22 protein-coding genes are annotated in these 16,824 nt (G+C 40.3%); 9 read left to right on the top strand and 13 right to left on the bottom strand.

Translation table 11 applies throughout. The annotated features are described in order from the left end of the window. Positions 1-191 precede the first annotated feature (191 nt). The 4 genes from HYW21_05755 to HYW21_05740 all read left to right on the top strand — a co-directional run bounded on the left by HYW21_05755 (position 192) and on the right by HYW21_05740 (position 2,429). Positions 192-827, top strand: a complete 636-nt coding sequence (locus HYW21_05755) for an MgtC/SapB family protein (protein ID MBI2548828.1) — start codon at positions 192-194, stop codon at positions 825-827. Between the two features lie 56 nt (positions 828-883). Beyond that, positions 884-1,711: a D-tyrosyl-tRNA(Tyr) deacylase gene (locus HYW21_05750; GenBank protein MBI2548827.1), complete on the top strand. Its 828-nt coding sequence runs from the start codon at positions 884-886 to the stop codon at positions 1,709-1,711. 174 nt (positions 1,712-1,885) lie between these two features. Next, positions 1,886-2,092 carry a hypothetical protein gene (locus HYW21_05745; GenBank protein MBI2548826.1) on the top strand — a complete coding sequence of 69 codons (207 nt, stop codon included), beginning with the start codon at positions 1,886-1,888 and terminating at the stop codon, positions 2,090-2,092. A gap of 10 nt (positions 2,093-2,102) precedes the next feature. Next, positions 2,103-2,429: a hypothetical protein gene (locus HYW21_05740; GenBank protein ID MBI2548825.1), complete on the top strand. Its 327-nt coding sequence runs from the start codon at positions 2,103-2,105 to the stop codon at positions 2,427-2,429. A gap of 105 nt (positions 2,430-2,534) precedes the next feature. Here the strand turns inward: HYW21_05740 and HYW21_05735 are convergent, their stop codons facing one another. From HYW21_05735 to HYW21_05700, 8 genes are all read right to left on the bottom strand, one after another. Further along, positions 2,535-2,894, bottom strand: coding sequence for a hypothetical protein (locus HYW21_05735; GenBank protein MBI2548824.1), 360 nt, complete (start codon positions 2,892-2,894; stop codon positions 2,535-2,537). Positions 2,895-2,974: 80 nt separating this feature from the next. Beyond that, positions 2,975-3,748: a 50S ribosomal protein L11 gene (locus tag HYW21_05730; GenBank protein MBI2548823.1), complete on the bottom strand. Its 774-nt coding sequence runs from the start codon at positions 3,746-3,748 to the stop codon at positions 2,975-2,977. Positions 3,749-3,850: 102 nt separating this feature from the next. Beyond that, positions 3,851-4,366: a transcription elongation factor Spt5 gene (locus HYW21_05725; protein MBI2548822.1), complete on the bottom strand. Its 516-nt coding sequence runs from the start codon at positions 4,364-4,366 to the stop codon at positions 3,851-3,853. A gap of 30 nt (positions 4,367-4,396) precedes the next feature. Beyond that, complete coding sequence (locus tag HYW21_05720; GenBank protein MBI2548821.1) at positions 4,397-4,573, bottom strand: protein translocase SEC61 complex subunit gamma; 177 nt, start codon at positions 4,571-4,573, stop codon at positions 4,397-4,399. Between the two features lie 17 nt (positions 4,574-4,590). Further along, complete coding sequence (ftsZ, locus tag HYW21_05715; GenBank protein MBI2548820.1) at positions 4,591-5,718, bottom strand: cell division protein FtsZ; 1,128 nt, start codon at positions 5,716-5,718, stop codon at positions 4,591-4,593. Positions 5,719-5,848: 130 nt separating this feature from the next. Next, complete coding sequence (locus HYW21_05710) at positions 5,849-6,502, bottom strand: peptidylprolyl isomerase (GenBank protein ID MBI2548819.1); 654 nt, start codon at positions 6,500-6,502, stop codon at positions 5,849-5,851. Positions 6,503-6,883: 381 nt separating this feature from the next. Beyond that, on the bottom strand, positions 6,884-7,306 hold the full coding sequence (locus HYW21_05705) for a hypothetical protein (protein MBI2548818.1): 423 nt from the start codon (positions 7,304-7,306) through the stop codon (positions 6,884-6,886). A 77-nt stretch (positions 7,307-7,383) separates the two neighbouring features. Beyond that, positions 7,384-8,028 carry a hypothetical protein gene (locus HYW21_05700; GenBank protein ID MBI2548817.1) on the bottom strand — a complete coding sequence of 215 codons (645 nt, stop codon included), beginning with the start codon at positions 8,026-8,028 and terminating at the stop codon, positions 7,384-7,386. 197 nt (positions 8,029-8,225) lie between these two features. On the opposite strand from HYW21_05700, the gene HYW21_05695 reads away from it, so the two are divergent. Further along, the gene (locus tag HYW21_05695; GenBank protein ID MBI2548816.1) at positions 8,226-8,636 is read left to right on the top strand and encodes a 30S ribosomal protein S6e; all 411 of its coding nucleotides are present in this window, start codon (positions 8,226-8,228) and stop codon (positions 8,634-8,636) included. A gap of 289 nt (positions 8,637-8,925) precedes the next feature. Here the strand turns inward: HYW21_05695 and HYW21_05690 are convergent, their stop codons facing one another. Continuing rightward, entirely contained in the window at positions 8,926-10,857 is a 1,932-nt protein-coding gene (locus HYW21_05690; protein MBI2548815.1) for a hypothetical protein, read from the bottom strand. Between the two features lie 118 nt (positions 10,858-10,975). On the opposite strand from HYW21_05690, the gene HYW21_05685 reads away from it, so the two are divergent. Further along, the gene (locus HYW21_05685) at positions 10,976-11,998 is read left to right on the top strand and encodes a hypothetical protein (GenBank protein ID MBI2548814.1); all 1,023 of its coding nucleotides are present in this window, start codon (positions 10,976-10,978) and stop codon (positions 11,996-11,998) included. Here HYW21_05685 and HYW21_05680 read toward each other — a convergent pair. The 4 genes from HYW21_05680 to HYW21_05665 all read right to left on the bottom strand — a co-directional run bounded on the left by HYW21_05680 (position 11,987) and on the right by HYW21_05665 (position 14,656). Further along, positions 11,987-12,646: an HAD family phosphatase gene (locus HYW21_05680; protein ID MBI2548813.1), complete on the bottom strand. Its 660-nt coding sequence runs from the start codon at positions 12,644-12,646 to the stop codon at positions 11,987-11,989. The genes HYW21_05685 and HYW21_05680 overlap by 12 nt on opposite strands. A gap of 69 nt (positions 12,647-12,715) precedes the next feature. After that, positions 12,716-13,921 (bottom strand): site-2 protease family protein, encoded by a 1,206-nt coding sequence (locus tag HYW21_05675; GenBank protein MBI2548812.1) that lies wholly within the window; start codon positions 13,919-13,921, stop codon positions 12,716-12,718. 75 nt (positions 13,922-13,996) lie between these two features. Then, on the bottom strand, positions 13,997-14,158 hold the full coding sequence (gene rpl40e / locus HYW21_05670; GenBank protein MBI2548811.1) for a 50S ribosomal protein L40e: 162 nt from the start codon (positions 14,156-14,158) through the stop codon (positions 13,997-13,999). A 102-nt stretch (positions 14,159-14,260) separates the two neighbouring features. Continuing rightward, positions 14,261-14,656, bottom strand: coding sequence for a translation initiation factor IF-5A (locus HYW21_05665; GenBank protein ID MBI2548810.1), 396 nt, complete (start codon positions 14,654-14,656; stop codon positions 14,261-14,263). 198 nt (positions 14,657-14,854) lie between these two features. Between HYW21_05665 and HYW21_05660 the strand changes: the two genes are divergently transcribed. The 3 genes from HYW21_05660 to HYW21_05650 all read left to right on the top strand — a co-directional run bounded on the left by HYW21_05660 (position 14,855) and on the right by HYW21_05650 (position 16,673). Further along, positions 14,855-15,400, top strand: coding sequence for a nucleoside monophosphate kinase (locus HYW21_05660; protein ID MBI2548809.1), 546 nt, complete (start codon positions 14,855-14,857; stop codon positions 15,398-15,400). Between the two features lie 40 nt (positions 15,401-15,440). After that, complete coding sequence (locus HYW21_05655; GenBank protein ID MBI2548808.1) at positions 15,441-15,980, top strand: hypothetical protein; 540 nt, start codon at positions 15,441-15,443, stop codon at positions 15,978-15,980. A 222-nt stretch (positions 15,981-16,202) separates the two neighbouring features. Continuing rightward, complete coding sequence (locus HYW21_05650; protein MBI2548807.1) at positions 16,203-16,673, top strand: hypothetical protein; 471 nt, start codon at positions 16,203-16,205, stop codon at positions 16,671-16,673. Positions 16,674-16,824: the final 151 nt, after the last annotated feature.

Genomic DNA, 16,824 nt, shown 5'->3' with positions numbered 1-16,824 from the left:
TAGAAGTAGCACTTCTACCGCTTCTGTATTGCTGTACTACCCACTTTCTTTTTTTTCATTCAATTTTTCCATTTAAATCACCAAAAGTGCAGAAATCTCGGCTTATTATTAAAGTGTAAACTAATAATCAAATTAAACAATCTACAAAAAAAGACGAAAGGTATAAATATAGAAAAAAAAGAAGTGAGTCTATGATTACCATTCCCACCATGTTATTACGGTTTGGACTGAGCTTCTTTGCCTCATTTTGCTATGGATTAGATCGCCAAAAACTCCACAAGCCTGTTGGTTTTGGTACGTATATCTTCGTTTCTGTTGGTGCTTGTGCGCTTGCTCTTGCTGCCATAGTCATTTATCCTGAAAATCCTCTTCCTTTACTCAGCGCTATTGTTACTGGTATCGGTTTTCTTGGTGCTGGTGCACTTCTGAAAACCTCTGATAAAATTTTTGGTTTTACAACCGCAGCAAGCATCTGGGTTTTCGCAATCTTTGGGTTATTGGTTGGGATAGGGAACTACCTTGTTGCCCTATTATTGTATGGGCTTATTTGGGCCACTATCTTTGTTGATAAACGCTTAGAGCAACGGGGCATTGGTTCGTACCGCAAACGGATGACTATTGTCGTCAAGGGTATAGGAAATACCAAGGAAACCGAGGAGCTTCTTCGTGAAAGTAAGAACAACTTCATCGTTATTTCCACAGAAATTGATAAGGAACATGACACCTGTACGATCCATTATCTCGTTGAAGGATCGAAACATCATTTGAACGACATGATTCGTACCATCAATACCAAAAAATGGTGTAATCAAATCAAGGTAGAATAACCGCAAAATAACGAGAGGAAATAACTTCTTCACGACGTTTTGGAGTAAGCGAGAACATGAGCATGAAAATTGCTATTATTATTTCACCCCAAGATCTGGCCAGCAAAACTATTGGGAATGCCCTACTACAGCGTCAGTGTTTTCATCCAACTCATGAAGAGTTCGATGGAAAAAGAGTACTTCAGTGTAATGGGTACAATGAAGCAAGGCTGTACACCATTGTGCAAGAATCCATCCACGCTGAACATCTTGATGTACGCATCGCTGCAGATCTGTTTATCTTTGCCACCAAACATGTAAGCAAAGCAGCAGTGCCGAGCTTATGCGTCCATGCACCAGGCAATTGGGGGCCAGCTCTTTATGGCGGAAAGGCAAACAGCTTAGGGATTGCGCCTGCTTCGTATTTGAAAACAGCCTTGCAAAAGCTTGAGGAGCTTCATACGCTCCATCATCTGCTCAACTATGAGGTTATTCAAGAGGCAACCCATCATGGACCATTGTTAGAAAAGCCCTGTATGTTTATTGAAATTGGTTCAACAGAAAAGGAATGGCAGGATGAGCAGGCAGCAGAGATCATTGCAGCAACTATCCTTTTTCTTATCGAACAGACACCAAAAGAATATCCCACTGCCTTAGGAATTGGAGGATTACATCACACGCCGCAGTTCAAGAAAATCATCCTTCAGACCGAAAGAGCAATAGGCCATGTCTGTCCAAAGTATAACCTTGCTTACCTCACACCTACTATGATCCAGCAGGGATTAGAAAAAACACACGAAAAAACAACCCAAGTTATCCTTGATTGGAAGGGTTTAGGCGACGAAAAAGATCGCATTGTTCAGATGCTCGACGAGTTACATATATCATACACCAAAATCAGATAAAACCAAGACAAAAAATACTCAAACATCTCAACACAGCCGAGAACATCCTACGTGTATTTAATGAAAAAAATACTAATTCTTAGACACAGCTGCGGTTAGCAGAAGTTTTTTAAACAAAATATTTATATAGTAGATATGACTATCTATTTATAGTATAATTAACGAGAGGATATTATGTATTGGAAAGAGATTAAAAGAAGCGATCACTTTGAAGAATATCACAAAGGAGCATTGGCTTGGAGTGATGTTATACGTTTGATTTATACCATTAAAAATAAGAGGAAAAAAGGGGATAAAATCGAAATTGAGGACGATAAATTTTACATGTTATGCGAACTGAAAGATAAGATATTATATGTGATAAATGTTAAAAGGAAATAAGGTGATGAATATGGAAAAATGCCCAAAATGCAATGCCAAAATGAAAAAAATCAACGTTAAGATTCAAGACGCAGATAGTCCGGTGACTAGTTATCAATGCGGTAAATGCGGCTATTTTGATTTTGAGGAAAAATCTATAACTAAAGCTATTGACGAAATCAAAGCAAAAGAATCAACGTTAAAGATAAAACAGAAAATAATTAAACTTTCGCATGACCGATTAGGTATGTATATTAATAGAGATGTAGCACGAAGTTTGAATCTTAAAGGCGGAGAGGAAGTGTATGTTTCTGTACCAGATAAGAATCGCCTTATTGTGAGCTTAGCACATCCATGAAATACAGGACTCTCTGCCCATTTTAGCGCATTGGACAGTCGAAGCGGATTAAGCCTTCTTTTGGCAAAAGTAGATTAAAACGTTAGCGAAGAGTTGAAATGCAAATTAGTCGGCAAAACGTGAAGCAGTGCAAACACATACATTCTGTCTACATGATACACTATAACTGATTACTCCCCTATTCCCTAAATCGTAACAAAATTCCTTACAGTCCGAATCTAAGTTACAAGGATAATTACTTACTCGTAAAACAGTATCACCTTCTGTCTCTGTTTTAATATCATAAGTTGTTATATTGGGATTTGTTGCATTGGAATTCATTACATCAGTATTTATTGTATTGTTATAGGGATCGCTTAAGGAAGGAGCGGTGACATTTTTTGGTGATGGTAAAGATGTACAGCTACTGATGAGAACTACGAGAAGTAATAACACCATTAATGAAAAAATAGAATTTAGTTTCATAGTATACCGTTAATAAAGCATATTCTTTATAAGAATTTCGCTTCTTTGGCGGTAGAGGTAGATTTCCACATAACAACGGATTAAGCCTTCTTTTCTTCTTTCTTCTTTTCTTCTTTCTTCTTCTCTTCAGGCTTGGCTCCTTTGTCTTCAGGTTTCTTCTCTTCTATCTTGACAACTTCGTGGATAATCTTATCAGGAATACCAGCTTCAATGAGCTTCTTCTGGATTTCTCGTGGCTCTTTATCCTTGAATTCCTCGGCAATTGCTTTAGCCTTTCGTAAGAATTCCTCGCGCTTCTCCTTCATCTCTTCTTCAAGTCGCTTACGCTCTTCTTCTAACTGGCGTAACTCCTCAGCGCTAAGCTCGGTCTTCTCTTCACGGATTTCTTTATCAAAATTTCCTGCATTAACTTGTTTAATAGCCTCTACAGGCTCTACACCATGAACAAGGACACCCATAGAACGACAGGTCCCAATAACTTCCTTGATTTTTTGTTTAAGATCTTTTCCGAGAAGAGAATCCTCTTTCATCTTGGCAATCTTAATGATCTGCTCAATTCTCAGATCAGCAACTTTCGTATCTTTTGGAGAACCAGAACCCTTCTGAACCTTTGCTTCTTTCTTGATAAGCGCGCTTGCTGGTGGTGTACCAACGGTAATTTCATAGCTCTTTGTCGCGCGATCAACAATAACCTTAACAGGCACCTGCATGCCTTTAAAATCAGCTGTTTTTTTATTGATGTCAGCAATAACTTGACCAATATTTATACCCATAGGACCAAGTGCTGGACCCAATGGTGGACCTGCGGTTGCTTTTCCACCTTCCACTAAACTTTCAACAACTTCTTTTGGCATGGTTATCGCTGTTTTCTCTGGTAACGTAAACCAACTGAAATGGCAGGGATTGGTAACTACTTTATAAGTTTTGCTGTGGCTTGGGCAACTTACACAAGAAACCTAAAATCCCTCCTCTCCTTCATCTGACACTGCTTCTGGTGTTGAGCCACTCTCATCAGCCGTATCTCGACGAATAACGCGAACTGCATCCATTTTTACGGTGATCGGAATGGGTACTGCTGCCTCTAAGAGCTCAACAACAACCTCTTCCTTGGTCTTATCAATGCGAGTAATTTTACATTTCTCTCGCTTGAATGGCCCAGTGATAATCTCTGCAATATCATTCTTTTTTATATTCACTTCACGTTTTACCTGCTCGAGCATGTGCTCAATCTCTTTATACTGCACTGGTTGAGGAAGAATTCCCCGTGCATAAGGAATATTAAAGGCAGCCTGCTCTGCATCAGACTTTGTCTTCGCTTCGAGAAAGATATAGCCTCGCATACCATGAGGTCTTATAATGCTATACACTTCCAAGCCACGCTTCTTGACATTACTCGTAATAAAATCCATGACTTGATCTTCTCGGTTTGCTGCCGTTCGTAAGGCAAAAATAATGGTTTCTTCTTCAGTCATTTTGTTATCACCAATTTCCTCAGGATTTCTTTAAAAGAGGAGCTGTTTAATCATCTGTAAGACAAATCCAATAAAACCAATGATTATGATACCAAGGCCAGAGACCTTAACAATGGTCTTATACTCAAGCCCACTGGGCTTTTTTGTTACCTTGAGCACTCGTCGACATTCAAGGTAAAATTGTTGTAAACGAATAAGAAATGACATGGTTATCCTTTACTCCTCTAATCAACAAATTCTATCCCTAATTCATTCTGGATATTTCCCCGCCTTGCCTGGGTTACGGTCTTATTTGGACCAAAGATCTGTGGACTTTTCACGCCAGTAACAATGAGCATTGTTCGCAGGGTGTGTTGCAGATCATCACTGATCTGTGCTCCCCAAATGATCTTTGCATCATCATCCAGTTTTTGGGAAACCGTCTCAACGACACTTCGTGCTTCGTCCAAGGTCATATCAGGACCACCAATAATATTGATCAGTGCGCCGTTTGCTCCGGTAATATCCACATCAAGGAGCGGGTTGGAGATTGCCTTCTCTACTGCCTCTTTAGCTCTATTTTCGCTGTCGCTTTCTCCGACGCCGATTAATGCCACTCCTCCTTTATCCATAACTGCGCGAATATCAGCAAAATCAAGATTTACTAAGCCCGCTCTGGTAACCAGTTCAGCTATGCCCTTAACCGAGTTCGTTAAAATTTCATCGGCAACCTTGAAGCTTGTTTGCAAGGGCAGATCAGGTGCAAGTTCCAGGAGCTTATCATTGGGAATAACAATAAGGGTGTCAACCGTATTTTCTAACTTCTCCAGCCCCATCATCGCATTTTCATATCTTCGGTGACCTTCCATGCTAAAGGGAACGGTTACAATACCAACGGTTAATGCACCGCTTTTTTTTGCAACCTCTGCAATGACTGGAGCAGATCCTGTTCCTGTGCCGCCGCCAAGTCCACATGTAATAAAGACCATATCAGCCCCTTCTATTGCCTTTCGTAATTCGTGCTCTTGTTCCCGGGCAGCCTCTTCGCCAACTTTAGGAATAGAACCAGCACCTAGTCCTTTAGTAATAGCCTTTCCAATCAAAACCTTTTTATCAGCCGTCGTGTACAAAAGATCTTGTGCATCAGTGTTAACCGCAATGGTTTCACAGCCACTGATACCTATCTCAGCCATACGATTAATGGTATTATTACCACCACCACCAGTCCCGATAACCTTAATCGTTGCTTTTTGCTTGGAGAGAAGTTGCTCAAGTTCAGCATCAACAATATTCCTATTACTCATAATCTCTTCGGGAAGCTTTTCTCGTTTTACTTCCCGGAATTCTTTAACTTCTTTTACCGGGAGAGGCATAGGTTGCTCTTCCGAGACAACATCACTCTCCGTTTGTTCGTTTTGTTTAATGATAAAATCGTCCACGCTTCTTCCCTCTACTCTCGTCCAGTAGTACTTTTGTCGTTACTTATATTTAAACCTTTTTGATTTAGGCCTTTTTGCTCATAAAGGCGACGGTGACATTGGTAAGCTTCAGCAACCGATCTTTAATAATTTCCTGTATCTTTTGTGGAAGTTCCTTTTTGGTCTGCACCGTAGCAGTAGTTCCTTCAATCGTTACCTCTGCTTCAAGATGAAACTCTGTTTTCAGCACTGCCTTTACCTTTTCACCGTTTTCCTCAATAACTCGTACGATATTAACCTTGTAAACAACGTCTTTCCCTGCCAAAGGATGGTTAAAATCAACCAAGGTTCTTCCACCAGTAACGGTCTTAATCATACCAACCATGCCATCAACATTTACTTGAAGACCAGGCATTGGTCTGATCTGTTGGTTCACAAATTTCTGTGTCGCAATTAACTGAATGAGCTTAGGGTTTTTCTTTCCAAAAGCCTCGATTGCAGCCAATGAAAGCGTGTAATCCTTACCTATTTCTTTGCCTTGGATCTCCTGATCAAGTCCCTTAAGAAGATGTCCTTCTCCGACACAAACAATCACTGAGCCATAGCGCATGCCTTCTTGATAGAGATCGTGTTGTTTGGCTTCTGTTTCAGAAGTCGTATCAAAGACCATACCAGAATCTTTGAGACTGCCGGTATAATTCATTTCGATAAAGTCGCCTTTTTGCACTGTTTTTGGCATACTGAATACCTCCGTATGAACTTCAGGAGAAGAATCTGAGAGAGAAGATTGGTCTACTATTTAAAGGTTTTGTTCACTTCAGTAGATTCGATTTTGAACTAACCTATGCCGCCGCAACTGGCGGCATGACGGACATTTTGCGTGCAAAATGTCCTACTCGCCACCCCGAATGGGGCAACCCCCTTGTCGGTTGGATTCAATAATGTGATGGGACTTTGACTTGAGCTGCTAACCCTTTTTTTGGATGAAGCATGAAGTACAAAGTAAACTTTTTACCAACAGCGTTAAGATAGTGTCTGTCCTTAAGCTCGAATGGCCTTAATTCTTGTAAACAGCTGCTCAATTTGTCGACAATTCTTTTGGGCCTCTTGCTTACAGTCCTCAAGCGTCACCAAGCTCATGAAACCAAATCAGGCTTCCTTCAACAGAAACAAATTTGAAACACTCTGCATTCTTAACAACTTCTGCTATCTTTGAGTGGGTTGGAACTTTATTGTGATGTGCTTCAATAGCATTAAGAATTATCTTTTGTTCTCCTTCATCTACATTCCATTCATCCAAATATTCCTTGACAAATTCAGAACTCAACTGTGGATGATTTTTTTGAATATCTCCTTTCCAGTTTTGACTAAAAACGGTATGAGCAAGATATAATGACGTTAAAACTAATCTTTCATCAACATCATATTTTTTAGAAAGTTCCTTTCCTTTGGCTACTGCAAGCTCGGTTAGAAGCGACGAAGGTGCTTTATTCTTGAGCGTTTGTTGGTACATTAACTCTCGTGACAAGGCAACGATATCCATTACCTCAGAGAAAGGCCTCTTCCATAAAAAGATTGGCATTTCTTGACTAAGAAAAGACTCTGAAAGAGAATTGCTGTTTACACTTTAAAAGGGATACAGCCATTATATGATTCACCATAGGTTGCTCTGTCTTGAAAGAGTAAATAAGCCGTTTTCTCCCGAGGAAAAACAAGTAGATCTTTTTCCATAAGATCCTCTCTTCCATCACCTTCCTTCCATTCATAGACATCACTCCATCCATCAACATACCCCCCAATAATAGGGATACGACGATCAGCGAGGAGATTAGCAAGGATGGTAAAGTGGTCTCTATCTCCACCGATGAGAAGCGCTTGCAACGGAGAATCCTGTGTTTGTCTCCTGGTATCTCTTAATAGATCAGGAAAATATTCTTTTGGATCTCTACTTCTCTTGGTATTGGACCGAGGATAATGGGAAAAACCAATAATACCACCATGCCTACCCTCACCAAATAATACCGCAGCGTTACAATTATCTATTGACCGTGAGATAATAGGATCTGGAGTGACAACCTGATGCCCATAATCGAGATCCTCATATCGCTCATTCCATAAAAAATCATGTACTTCTCGAGGAATCGGTGTTCTATCATCTAAAGTTTTTAAGGTACCAGTAGGAAGAAGTTCATCAATTGATCGAAGAGGGGACGGTTTTCTCCAGAAATGATACATTTCGCTAAAGACTTTTCCCAGATGTTGCATCTTCCGAGGATATTTTTCCTCTTAATAAATCTTTCCATTGTTACTACTAATAAATTAGTATAAAGAGGATTATCATCAGAAGCTACACATCTACCTCAAGAAAAGACAAGGTTTATATATGTCTGCAAAATCCTCAGATTTACGTATATAATTCCTAACGTGAATAAATGATTGGAGAAGATTAGGAGGAACATGAGATGGTTGAATTCAAAGTTGTGCTCTCTGATCCAGAATCAGGGAAATCCGTACAAAAGGAAGTAAAAGATACTGATGCTCGATCTTTCTTAAACCTCAAGATAAAGGATAAAGTTAATGGAGAATTACTGGGATATACAGGGTATGAATTCGAGATTACGGGTGGGAGCGATAACTGTGGCGTTCCCATGCGTCGTGATGTGAGCGGGTCAATACGAAAAAAAATCCTCACCGTAGAGGGAGTTGGCATTAAGAAAAAAGACCCAGGCATTAGGCAGCGTAAATTGGTCCGTGGCAATACCGTCCACGAGAAAACAGCCCAAATAAATCTGAAAGTAACCAAGAAAGGTAACAAGCCATTTATTGAAGAGCCAAAGACAGAAGCTGGGCAAGAAGAAAAGAAAGAAAACTAAGCCCTTATTCTTTTTATTTTTTTGTTCCTTCCACCTTTTCTCAAGATTGCCGAAATAAATATTGAAATACCGGCAACTATTCGTGAATGATACTACTCTTACATACTCAAAACGAAACATTTATATAGAAGCTATACTACTGAAGAGTAGGAATTGGGGGAAAGGTATATTAGATTCAAGAAATCAGGGGATAGCCGCGATTGACTATTCTCGATTGAAATACTGCAGAAAGATCCTAATAACCTCTTTTTCCCGTGCAAATGTCTTTTTAAGGCATTTGCAAGGGTTTTTAATCAAGATCACCTCTTTTTTCCCGGGAAAGTTCCTTTCGGGGAACTTTCTTGGGTTTTTCTCCTTTAACAGTTGCAACTCTCGTTTTACGAGGATGAATAATGATTTTCTTGTTCTGTTCTTTTCTCAAAGAGAATGCTAACATAAGCGTCATACCCCAGAGTAAGCCAACGACAATAAGCAAAAACTCTCGGGAGGGCAAGGGAAGCCTAACGGCTTGCTTTGATGGTGGAAAATACAGATCAATATTGCTGAGTTCTAAGGCATAATCAACATAGGTAAGCGCAGTCAATGGATCAGTCTCTTGAAGGCTTAAGGCATATTCATAATAACTATACCCTAAAATAGGGAAAATCTCCTGTTTTTGTTGTTTAAGGATGCTTCGCTTTGCCTGTTCGAGCTTTTCCTGCAACAGCTCCTTCAGTAAATCGTCACGAAGACTAATCACACTTAAGAGAAAATCAGTTTCTGCTTTTGCCTTACTTGCCCGGAATAGGCAAAAGGCATAGTCATGCTGATTAAAATCCTCATATGCTTGGGCTAAGTTTTTTCGAGAATTTTCTCCAAGTTGCGGAAAGAACACCGTAACATACTGGTATCGCTCTTCTGCCTCTGCAAGCTTTGCCAGACAAGATGCTTCGAGCTTTTCTTCTTCGAGGTTGAACTCTGTTCCAGGAACCTCAAAGAAAGTTCCCCACAACAGAGAAGTGAACATACGTTCTTGTGCATAGGCAAGGTTATACAATGCACTGGCAAAATCATTGCGATTCAACCCTGCTAAGGTTTCTTGCAGGTAATCATCCGCTTCCTGTAATCGCTCTTGAACAATAATAAATGCCTGTAAATCGGTAATGGTCGTCAGTTCATAGGTAGCAAATGTCCGCTGATAACCATCTACGTAGCTGTCAATCTTTGTGGCTTGATCAAAGATCTCTTGATAGGTCATATTTTCTTGTTGGTAGAGTAAGTACTGGAGTTGGATATTAGCACCGAAACAGAGACTTGCAGCAGAATAATACTGACCTTGGGTAAATAATACCGTACTCTGTGTTGTTTGATTACGTGCAGCTTCTAAGAAACTTTCATTGATACTTCCCTGAGCTTTATCTAAAAACACATCCGTACGATTACAAAGCCGGAGAGCGATCTCCTTCATAGTTGATTGATAGGCTGGTGAAATAGTAATGTTCTCCTCTAATGAGTCAAGAAGAGATTTACCGGTAACCTCCTGGAGAGCTTCATGAAGTGTAGTGACCTCAATCAAGGTAATTCCCTTTGCTGCAGCATAGCTGTAAAGGTCTTCTTCTTGAGGAAGTTGCGGTATGATCGAGGTCACCTTTTCCGAGGTTTCATTACTCACCGTGTCATTTATCGACGTCAGATTCACTTCAAGCAAAGGGGTGGGCACAGCTCTTCCCTTAGGGATAAGTACTTTGGTTATCCCCTCTTGGGCTGCAGCATCAATTTTTGCCGTAAGTCCGATAACAGGCCCGATAAATCCCCCTGAGTTAATGGTACCGGTTATTGCTACGGATTCATCTATGGGATAATCCTCGAGAAGTGCAACCGTAAGGACGGTAAGGGCCGCGCCAGCACTTGCACCGCCAATAATTCCTGACTCTGCCCGAATTGTGTAAAAGAAATCCTTGGTAGAACAATCAACCTCAGCCGTCCTACAAGCAATCTCCTTGGCAAAGCGGGTTGAGATCTGGGTATCTAATTTTGTTAAGGGAAAGGTATCAATAAATATCCTACCGTTTCCAGGTTGAATTTCAAGATAGACATCGGCAGGGCTTCCTTGAAAGGTATCACCTAACTCAGTAACTGCAAGGAGTTTCATGTGTCCTTGTTGGGTCTTTTCTTGAGGTAAGACAAACAACATGCCTGTTGCAAGAAGTGCAAGGAAGAGTACGATCAGAAATGCTCTCATACAAAACGGGAATAGCTTACGATATTTATGCTTTTCTGCTATAATTTCTGGGACCGAGCAGAATAATTCCGAGATATGGAGCTAAAATTTTATAATAGTTGGCTCATTCTCCTCTTCCATGCGACGTACCATCATTCTTATCACCCTGAGCACTACCGTAAGCTTACTTCTTTTGATGTTATATATCAGTTCTCTGTATCAGCAGATTCCCTCAGAGACCATTCCACCCCCTACCATTCTTTTCTGCCCCACTGATGATTGTCCAGAGAAGCTCTACCAATTTTTGGCAGTTGCAACCGCATCTATTCATTGTGCATTTTTTGAGATAAACGACTACGAGAGTCTTAACCTCATCCAAAGTAAAGTAAACAACGGTCTGGATGTCCGATTAGTTGTTGATGCGGATAATCTTGATACGCTGGCCATTGAAAATAAGGATAACGATAATGTTGTCAAGGCTGATACCTCTCGTGCATTCATGCATAACAAATTTTGTATCCTTGATAAGAGCGTGGTATGGACAGGATCCTTTAATCCGACAGAAGGAGGACAAGAGAATGATAACCATGTGCTGATCATAAACTCAACCTATCTTGCAAGAAATTATGAAGAAGAGTTTGATGAACTATGGCAAGGAACTTTCGGGAGAGGAAAAAAAACATCCTATCCACGTCTCATAGTGAACAATGCCCTGTTTGAGAATTACTTCTGTCCTGATGATTGTGGAGATAAAGGCAAAGGGGGAATCAACAGAGTTGTCCAACTGATTAATGATGCTCAAGGAAGCATTGAGATTGCGATGTTTGCCTTTACTGCAGATAGTGTTACCGAGGCCCTTGTTCGAGCACAGCAGCGGGGAGTTTCTATTACCGTCCTTGTCGAAAAGAGAAATGTTCATTTGCTTGGTTCAGAGGTACAGCGATTAAAGGAACAAGGTATTACGGTTCTTGTTGACGGAAATCCACAGATCATGCATCATAAATTTATGATTATTGATGATACCATTGTCCTCCTTGGCAGCTTTAACTTTTCTGAAAATGCAAACGCTCGAAATGATGAGAATATGATTATCTTTCATGATGCATCTGTTGCGCAAAGGTTTCTTCAAGAATTCGAACGACTGTTACGCTCATCCGAGTGAAGATATCCGCGCAAGCGTAACTCCATCTAAGGAAGAAAGCGTGAGATCTGCCTTGCTGGTGTCTTGTGCTGGAGTAAAGGGATTCGGAAGTGCGATACATTTACATCCTGCTGTCTTTGCTGCTTGAATGCCGTGCGTAGAGTCCTCAAGAACCAGACATTCGCTTGGCGTAAGTCCGAGTTTTTTGGCTGCAAGAAGATAAGGCTCTGGATTTGGCTTTCCATGGTTGACATCGTCTGCTGCAATGATCAATGAAAAAAAATCGTGGATGCCAAAACGCTTCAAAATAAGTCCGATATGGACTCGAGTTCCTGAAGAGACCACGGCAAGACGATATCCATTTCTGGTAAAACGTTCAAGCGATGCATGAAGCCCAATGCATGGCGTAAGTTTTTCTTCAATTAATTGACGAAAATAACCATCTCGTTGCTTAATGAATGCTTCAGGGGTAATGGACAACTCAAAATGATGAATAAGAAAATGCATGCTATAGGAAACAGGTCTTCCAACAAAATTACCAATGGCTGTTTCAGGAACCTCATGCACGGCTTTTCCCATGTTCTGCAACACTAAAGCCGTTGCCTCAAAATGAATGTGGTGGGAGTTAACCATGACATCGTCCATATCATAGAGAACTGCCTTGATCATACGTCAAGAAAAGAGTCAGACTTTATAAGTATTTTCGTCATCAACCACCCAAAGAAGACAGGTGATAAACTAAGCAAAAGGATTTCCAACAATATAGACGAGTAATCCAAAGAGGATAATTCCTAAGAACACAAAGCTAATCCATTTCCAGATGAGCTGTGCTTTCTTCTTATCAGCAATGGTACTCTGCAAGAAAGTCTGCAGGATACGACCACCATCAACAATACCCAGTGGAATGAGGTTTGCCAGCCCTACAAAGAGATTGAGGAGATAAAGCCAACGGAATAGGCCCTTGAACCAGAAAAAGACACTTCCCACCCATGATGGATAACCCTCTTTGAGTCTGCGCTCATTCTTGAAATTCGTAACCCCAATAATCCCCCGTTGTCCGGTATCATCAGTGATGGTCGTCAGTGTGTAACGAGTCCCATTAGCATCTAGGGTAATGGTTTGATTTGGTTTAACGCAGGAATACATCTGGTCTAAAAATGACTGAGCCGTGGTTAAGGGCTGGCCATTAAAGGTATTAACGACAATGCCATCATACATCCCTGCTCTGGCTGCAGGCATGGTTTCGTTGGTCAAGGTAAAGGAAAAGCCTACTGGCTCGGTAAACCTATCCTCAAAAGGAGCTAGAGCACTAGGATTTGCAACATAAGGAAAAAGAATAACCAAGACAAGGGCAAGCAACATATTGGCTAAGGGACCAGCAGCGAAAACTGAATACTGGACATAATCAGGCTTTTTTTGGAGCTGTTTCTCATCAGGCTCAACAAATGCCATGGGTACCAGAGGAATAACAATACCAAGGAATGCAAATCCAGTATTTTTTATTTCAAGACCATGGGCCTTGGCAACAATGCCATGGGCAAATTCATGGACAAGGGCAAGGATAAAGATAGTAATAATCCAATGATCAAAGGGCAGGAATCCGATGCCCGGAATATTGGTAAAGGGAAGCACAGGAACAATAGCGTTGGTTGCTGCTGCTGGCTTGAAGATAACGTCAAGCGTCACTTTAATCAATGAATAGGATATAAAGACAAGGGAAACAACAGCAATACCAATGAAACAATACCCCATGAAAATAACGAGATTACGATACTTTTTGCCGACATGATTTATCCAGCGAATGCCAAAATGAGAGCGATACAGAAAAAGGTAAATCAAATAGCCAAGAACTTTTTGAAACACAACCTGTTGACGGTTACGATAGAGAAAAAAAATCATCACTCCAACAAAAAGTGCTGCCAACAATATTTGGATATCAACCATCTTTTTTTGGAGCCTCTCTCATCGATTGTGACCGGTGTGAATGGATACACCTGAAAGATATGCCTGAATGGAGGTTTACTTACGGCGTAACGGTTTTAATGCCTTGCCCTTACATTTCCTGCACGATATTCTTTTGGCCAACACCTTAAGATTTGGTGCACGGATCTTTGTTTTACATCGTCGACAGACAAAAATGTTTCGAAACAATCTCGCTTCTGCTTCTGGAAATTTTGCCATACTGTTCACCATTATTATTTGTTCTTTGAATTATTTGCTCTTTGAAAGTTATTTATTCTTTTGAAGTATCACATCAGATAGACTGGGGATATGACTTCCAAATTACTCAGTCTTCACCTGTTTCATGACTCGTTGATCAAGGATAACCCAATAGACAACAATGCTTCCCTCAGTAACCTCTCCCTTGATCTCTTCAGGAACAGCTAAATCAAAGGTTTCATAGGTTTCGGTGTCCATAACATTTGCAATGTCCCCTTTCATGGATAAAATTTGTGCATTTCGTTTGTCAATAACTGGAACTTCAATATTATCATGACCAGGCATAACCACTTCGCGTTTTTTATCATCAATTATCCCTACAGCAGTCAGACGAACCTTTGCATGACCATGCTTTCCTGGTCTACTGACCTGCATATCCATTATCTTACATGCTGCTCCTTCCAAAACAACGTACCTGCCTGGCTGGAGACTGCCAACACTTACCATCTTAACATCCATGAGGATCACCTTTATTAGTAGTAACTAGCGTAGAGCCCTCCCAAACAAGGAGAATTCAGTGCAAGAAAGAAGGAGGTCATATTTAAGTCTTTGCGTTTTTTGCTGTATGAGAACAGAAGGTATTAGAGGGTAAATAATACTGTTGCTTCATTGATGCTTAGGGCAAAGGTTTATAAATTTTCAAGTTCTCATCAGGGTATGATTATCACGATTTCTGGCACTCCGGGAGCAGGAAAGAGTACGGCTGCAAAGATATTAGCAAAAAGACTGGGGTATAGCCATTATTCAACCGGAGATTTCATGAGGACAATGGCACAGGAGCGAGGAATTTCACTCCAGCAAATGGGAACACTCGCAGAACAAGATACGCGTATCGATCAAGAGCTTGATGAGCGTCAAAAACAGCTGGGAAAAAATGAAGATAACTTTGTTATCGATGGTAGGATTTCATTTTATTTTATTCCCCATTCCTTAAAGGTTTTTCTGGATGCTGACATCAAGGAACGTGCCAAACGCATCCTCAAGGATCAACGAGCATCAGAATCACATCAATCACTCAACGAGGCAATGGCAAATATCAAAGGACGGGAAGCTTCAGAAAAAAAACGATACCAAAAATATTACTGCCTCGACTACACCAACAAAAAGAACTTTAATCTGGTTCTCGACACCACTAACCTTACTATCCAACAAACCATTGATAAGCTGCATACATGGATTACGAGCAACACGCATGAGAGATAATTCAGAAGTTAACTAAAGTTGTACACACGTTGATGAACCTATGAGACACAACTATCTTGCAAACATAGAGAGATATGGCGTTCCGAATCCTGTGTCTGTGTATTGTCAATTTTGTCGCTATGAACTTACTTCTCTTGGTGGAGACCTGACACTCAGCGGTAGCCTTTACTGCCATAAAATATACCACCTTATGGGTGCAAGAGGTTGCGCAGATCAGGCTGGGGAAATCTATTCGGGAAGATTCATCAGTGCACAGGAAATACAGATGAGAATCCTCAAAGTAGAAGTTCTCCATTACCGAAGAAGAAGGAATGGCTCACCTGAACTTGCTGCCTTGCACAATGTTAATGATGCATTTGAAGCAGTAGTTGAAGGAAGAATTCCTCGACGGGTATCTCCACTGTACTGTATGGCACTCAGCTTAGCATACCATCTGCTGCAACCACTGAGGAAAAAAAGATCAACAACTGAAACTCAACAAGCCAGCCGAAATAAAAGAGCGGTAGAAATAACCGTCGATGGGAAAGTATATGCAGAGGATCACCATCATCTCTTCTCTTTAGATGATATCATCACCTAAATCTTGTGTTTTTCAAGAGAAGTCCGACACCCCCCATCACTGATGAGGATAGCGGAAAATCTGCTGGTTTTCTAAGTTTGCTAAAACAAACGATTGCTCGCTCCCTTCGGTTGATCACAAGGAAAATTCAGACTTAATCTCGTTGTGATGTCACATTCAATAAACTTGGAGTACTAACTGTTTAAAGAAACATTTATTAATCCTCTATAAACCAGAGTGTCTATGTATAAGAACAACGAAAAAATTTCCGTAGTTAAAGAAACTAAAAAGATAGCGATCTATGGTGCACCAATTATATTTGTGATTTCATTCATTTTATTTGTTATTTTTCTAGATTCAGATTTCGTTGTAGATGTTATGTTTGGTTTGATATTTTCAAGTACAATAATGGTGTTAGCAATACTATTCTTCTATTTTGGAGGCATTGTTCTTTTTTTGAAGTTTGCCTTGTTTTATGCCAAAATTTCTAAGAAAACAAATAATGCTTACATCATTATTTTTATTCCAATGGGTTTGTTTATGTTTGCTAGATTATTTGATTTCAATGTATTTTTCACAAAGATGACAAAAGACACTCTTTCAATTGTGCTTTTTTCAACCTTTACTATTCTCGATGTTATTTGTCCGATTATCAACTATTTCTTACTCAAGAAGATAATTAAAAAATATAAAAACGTTTTTATTACGCGATAATCAGCAAAAACGGCTTCATCCAAAAATTGTTTCTAACGCCTGAATTGAAAATAACAACAATAGAGGTGCAGACGCCCAAAATTTCAGCAGAAATTTTGTGCTACTCGGGTTTCCCCTAAGGAACCCTCCCTCGTCCTGCACCAATGTTGTT

The sequence above is a fragment of the Candidatus Woesearchaeota archaeon genome (assembly GCA_016187565.1).
In the GTDB taxonomy this organism is placed as follows: domain Archaea; phylum Nanobdellota; class Nanobdellia; order Woesearchaeales; family JACPJR01; genus JACPJR01.
Note: the sequence above shows the minus strand (reverse complement) of the source record. Positions and strands in the feature narration are given on the sequence as shown.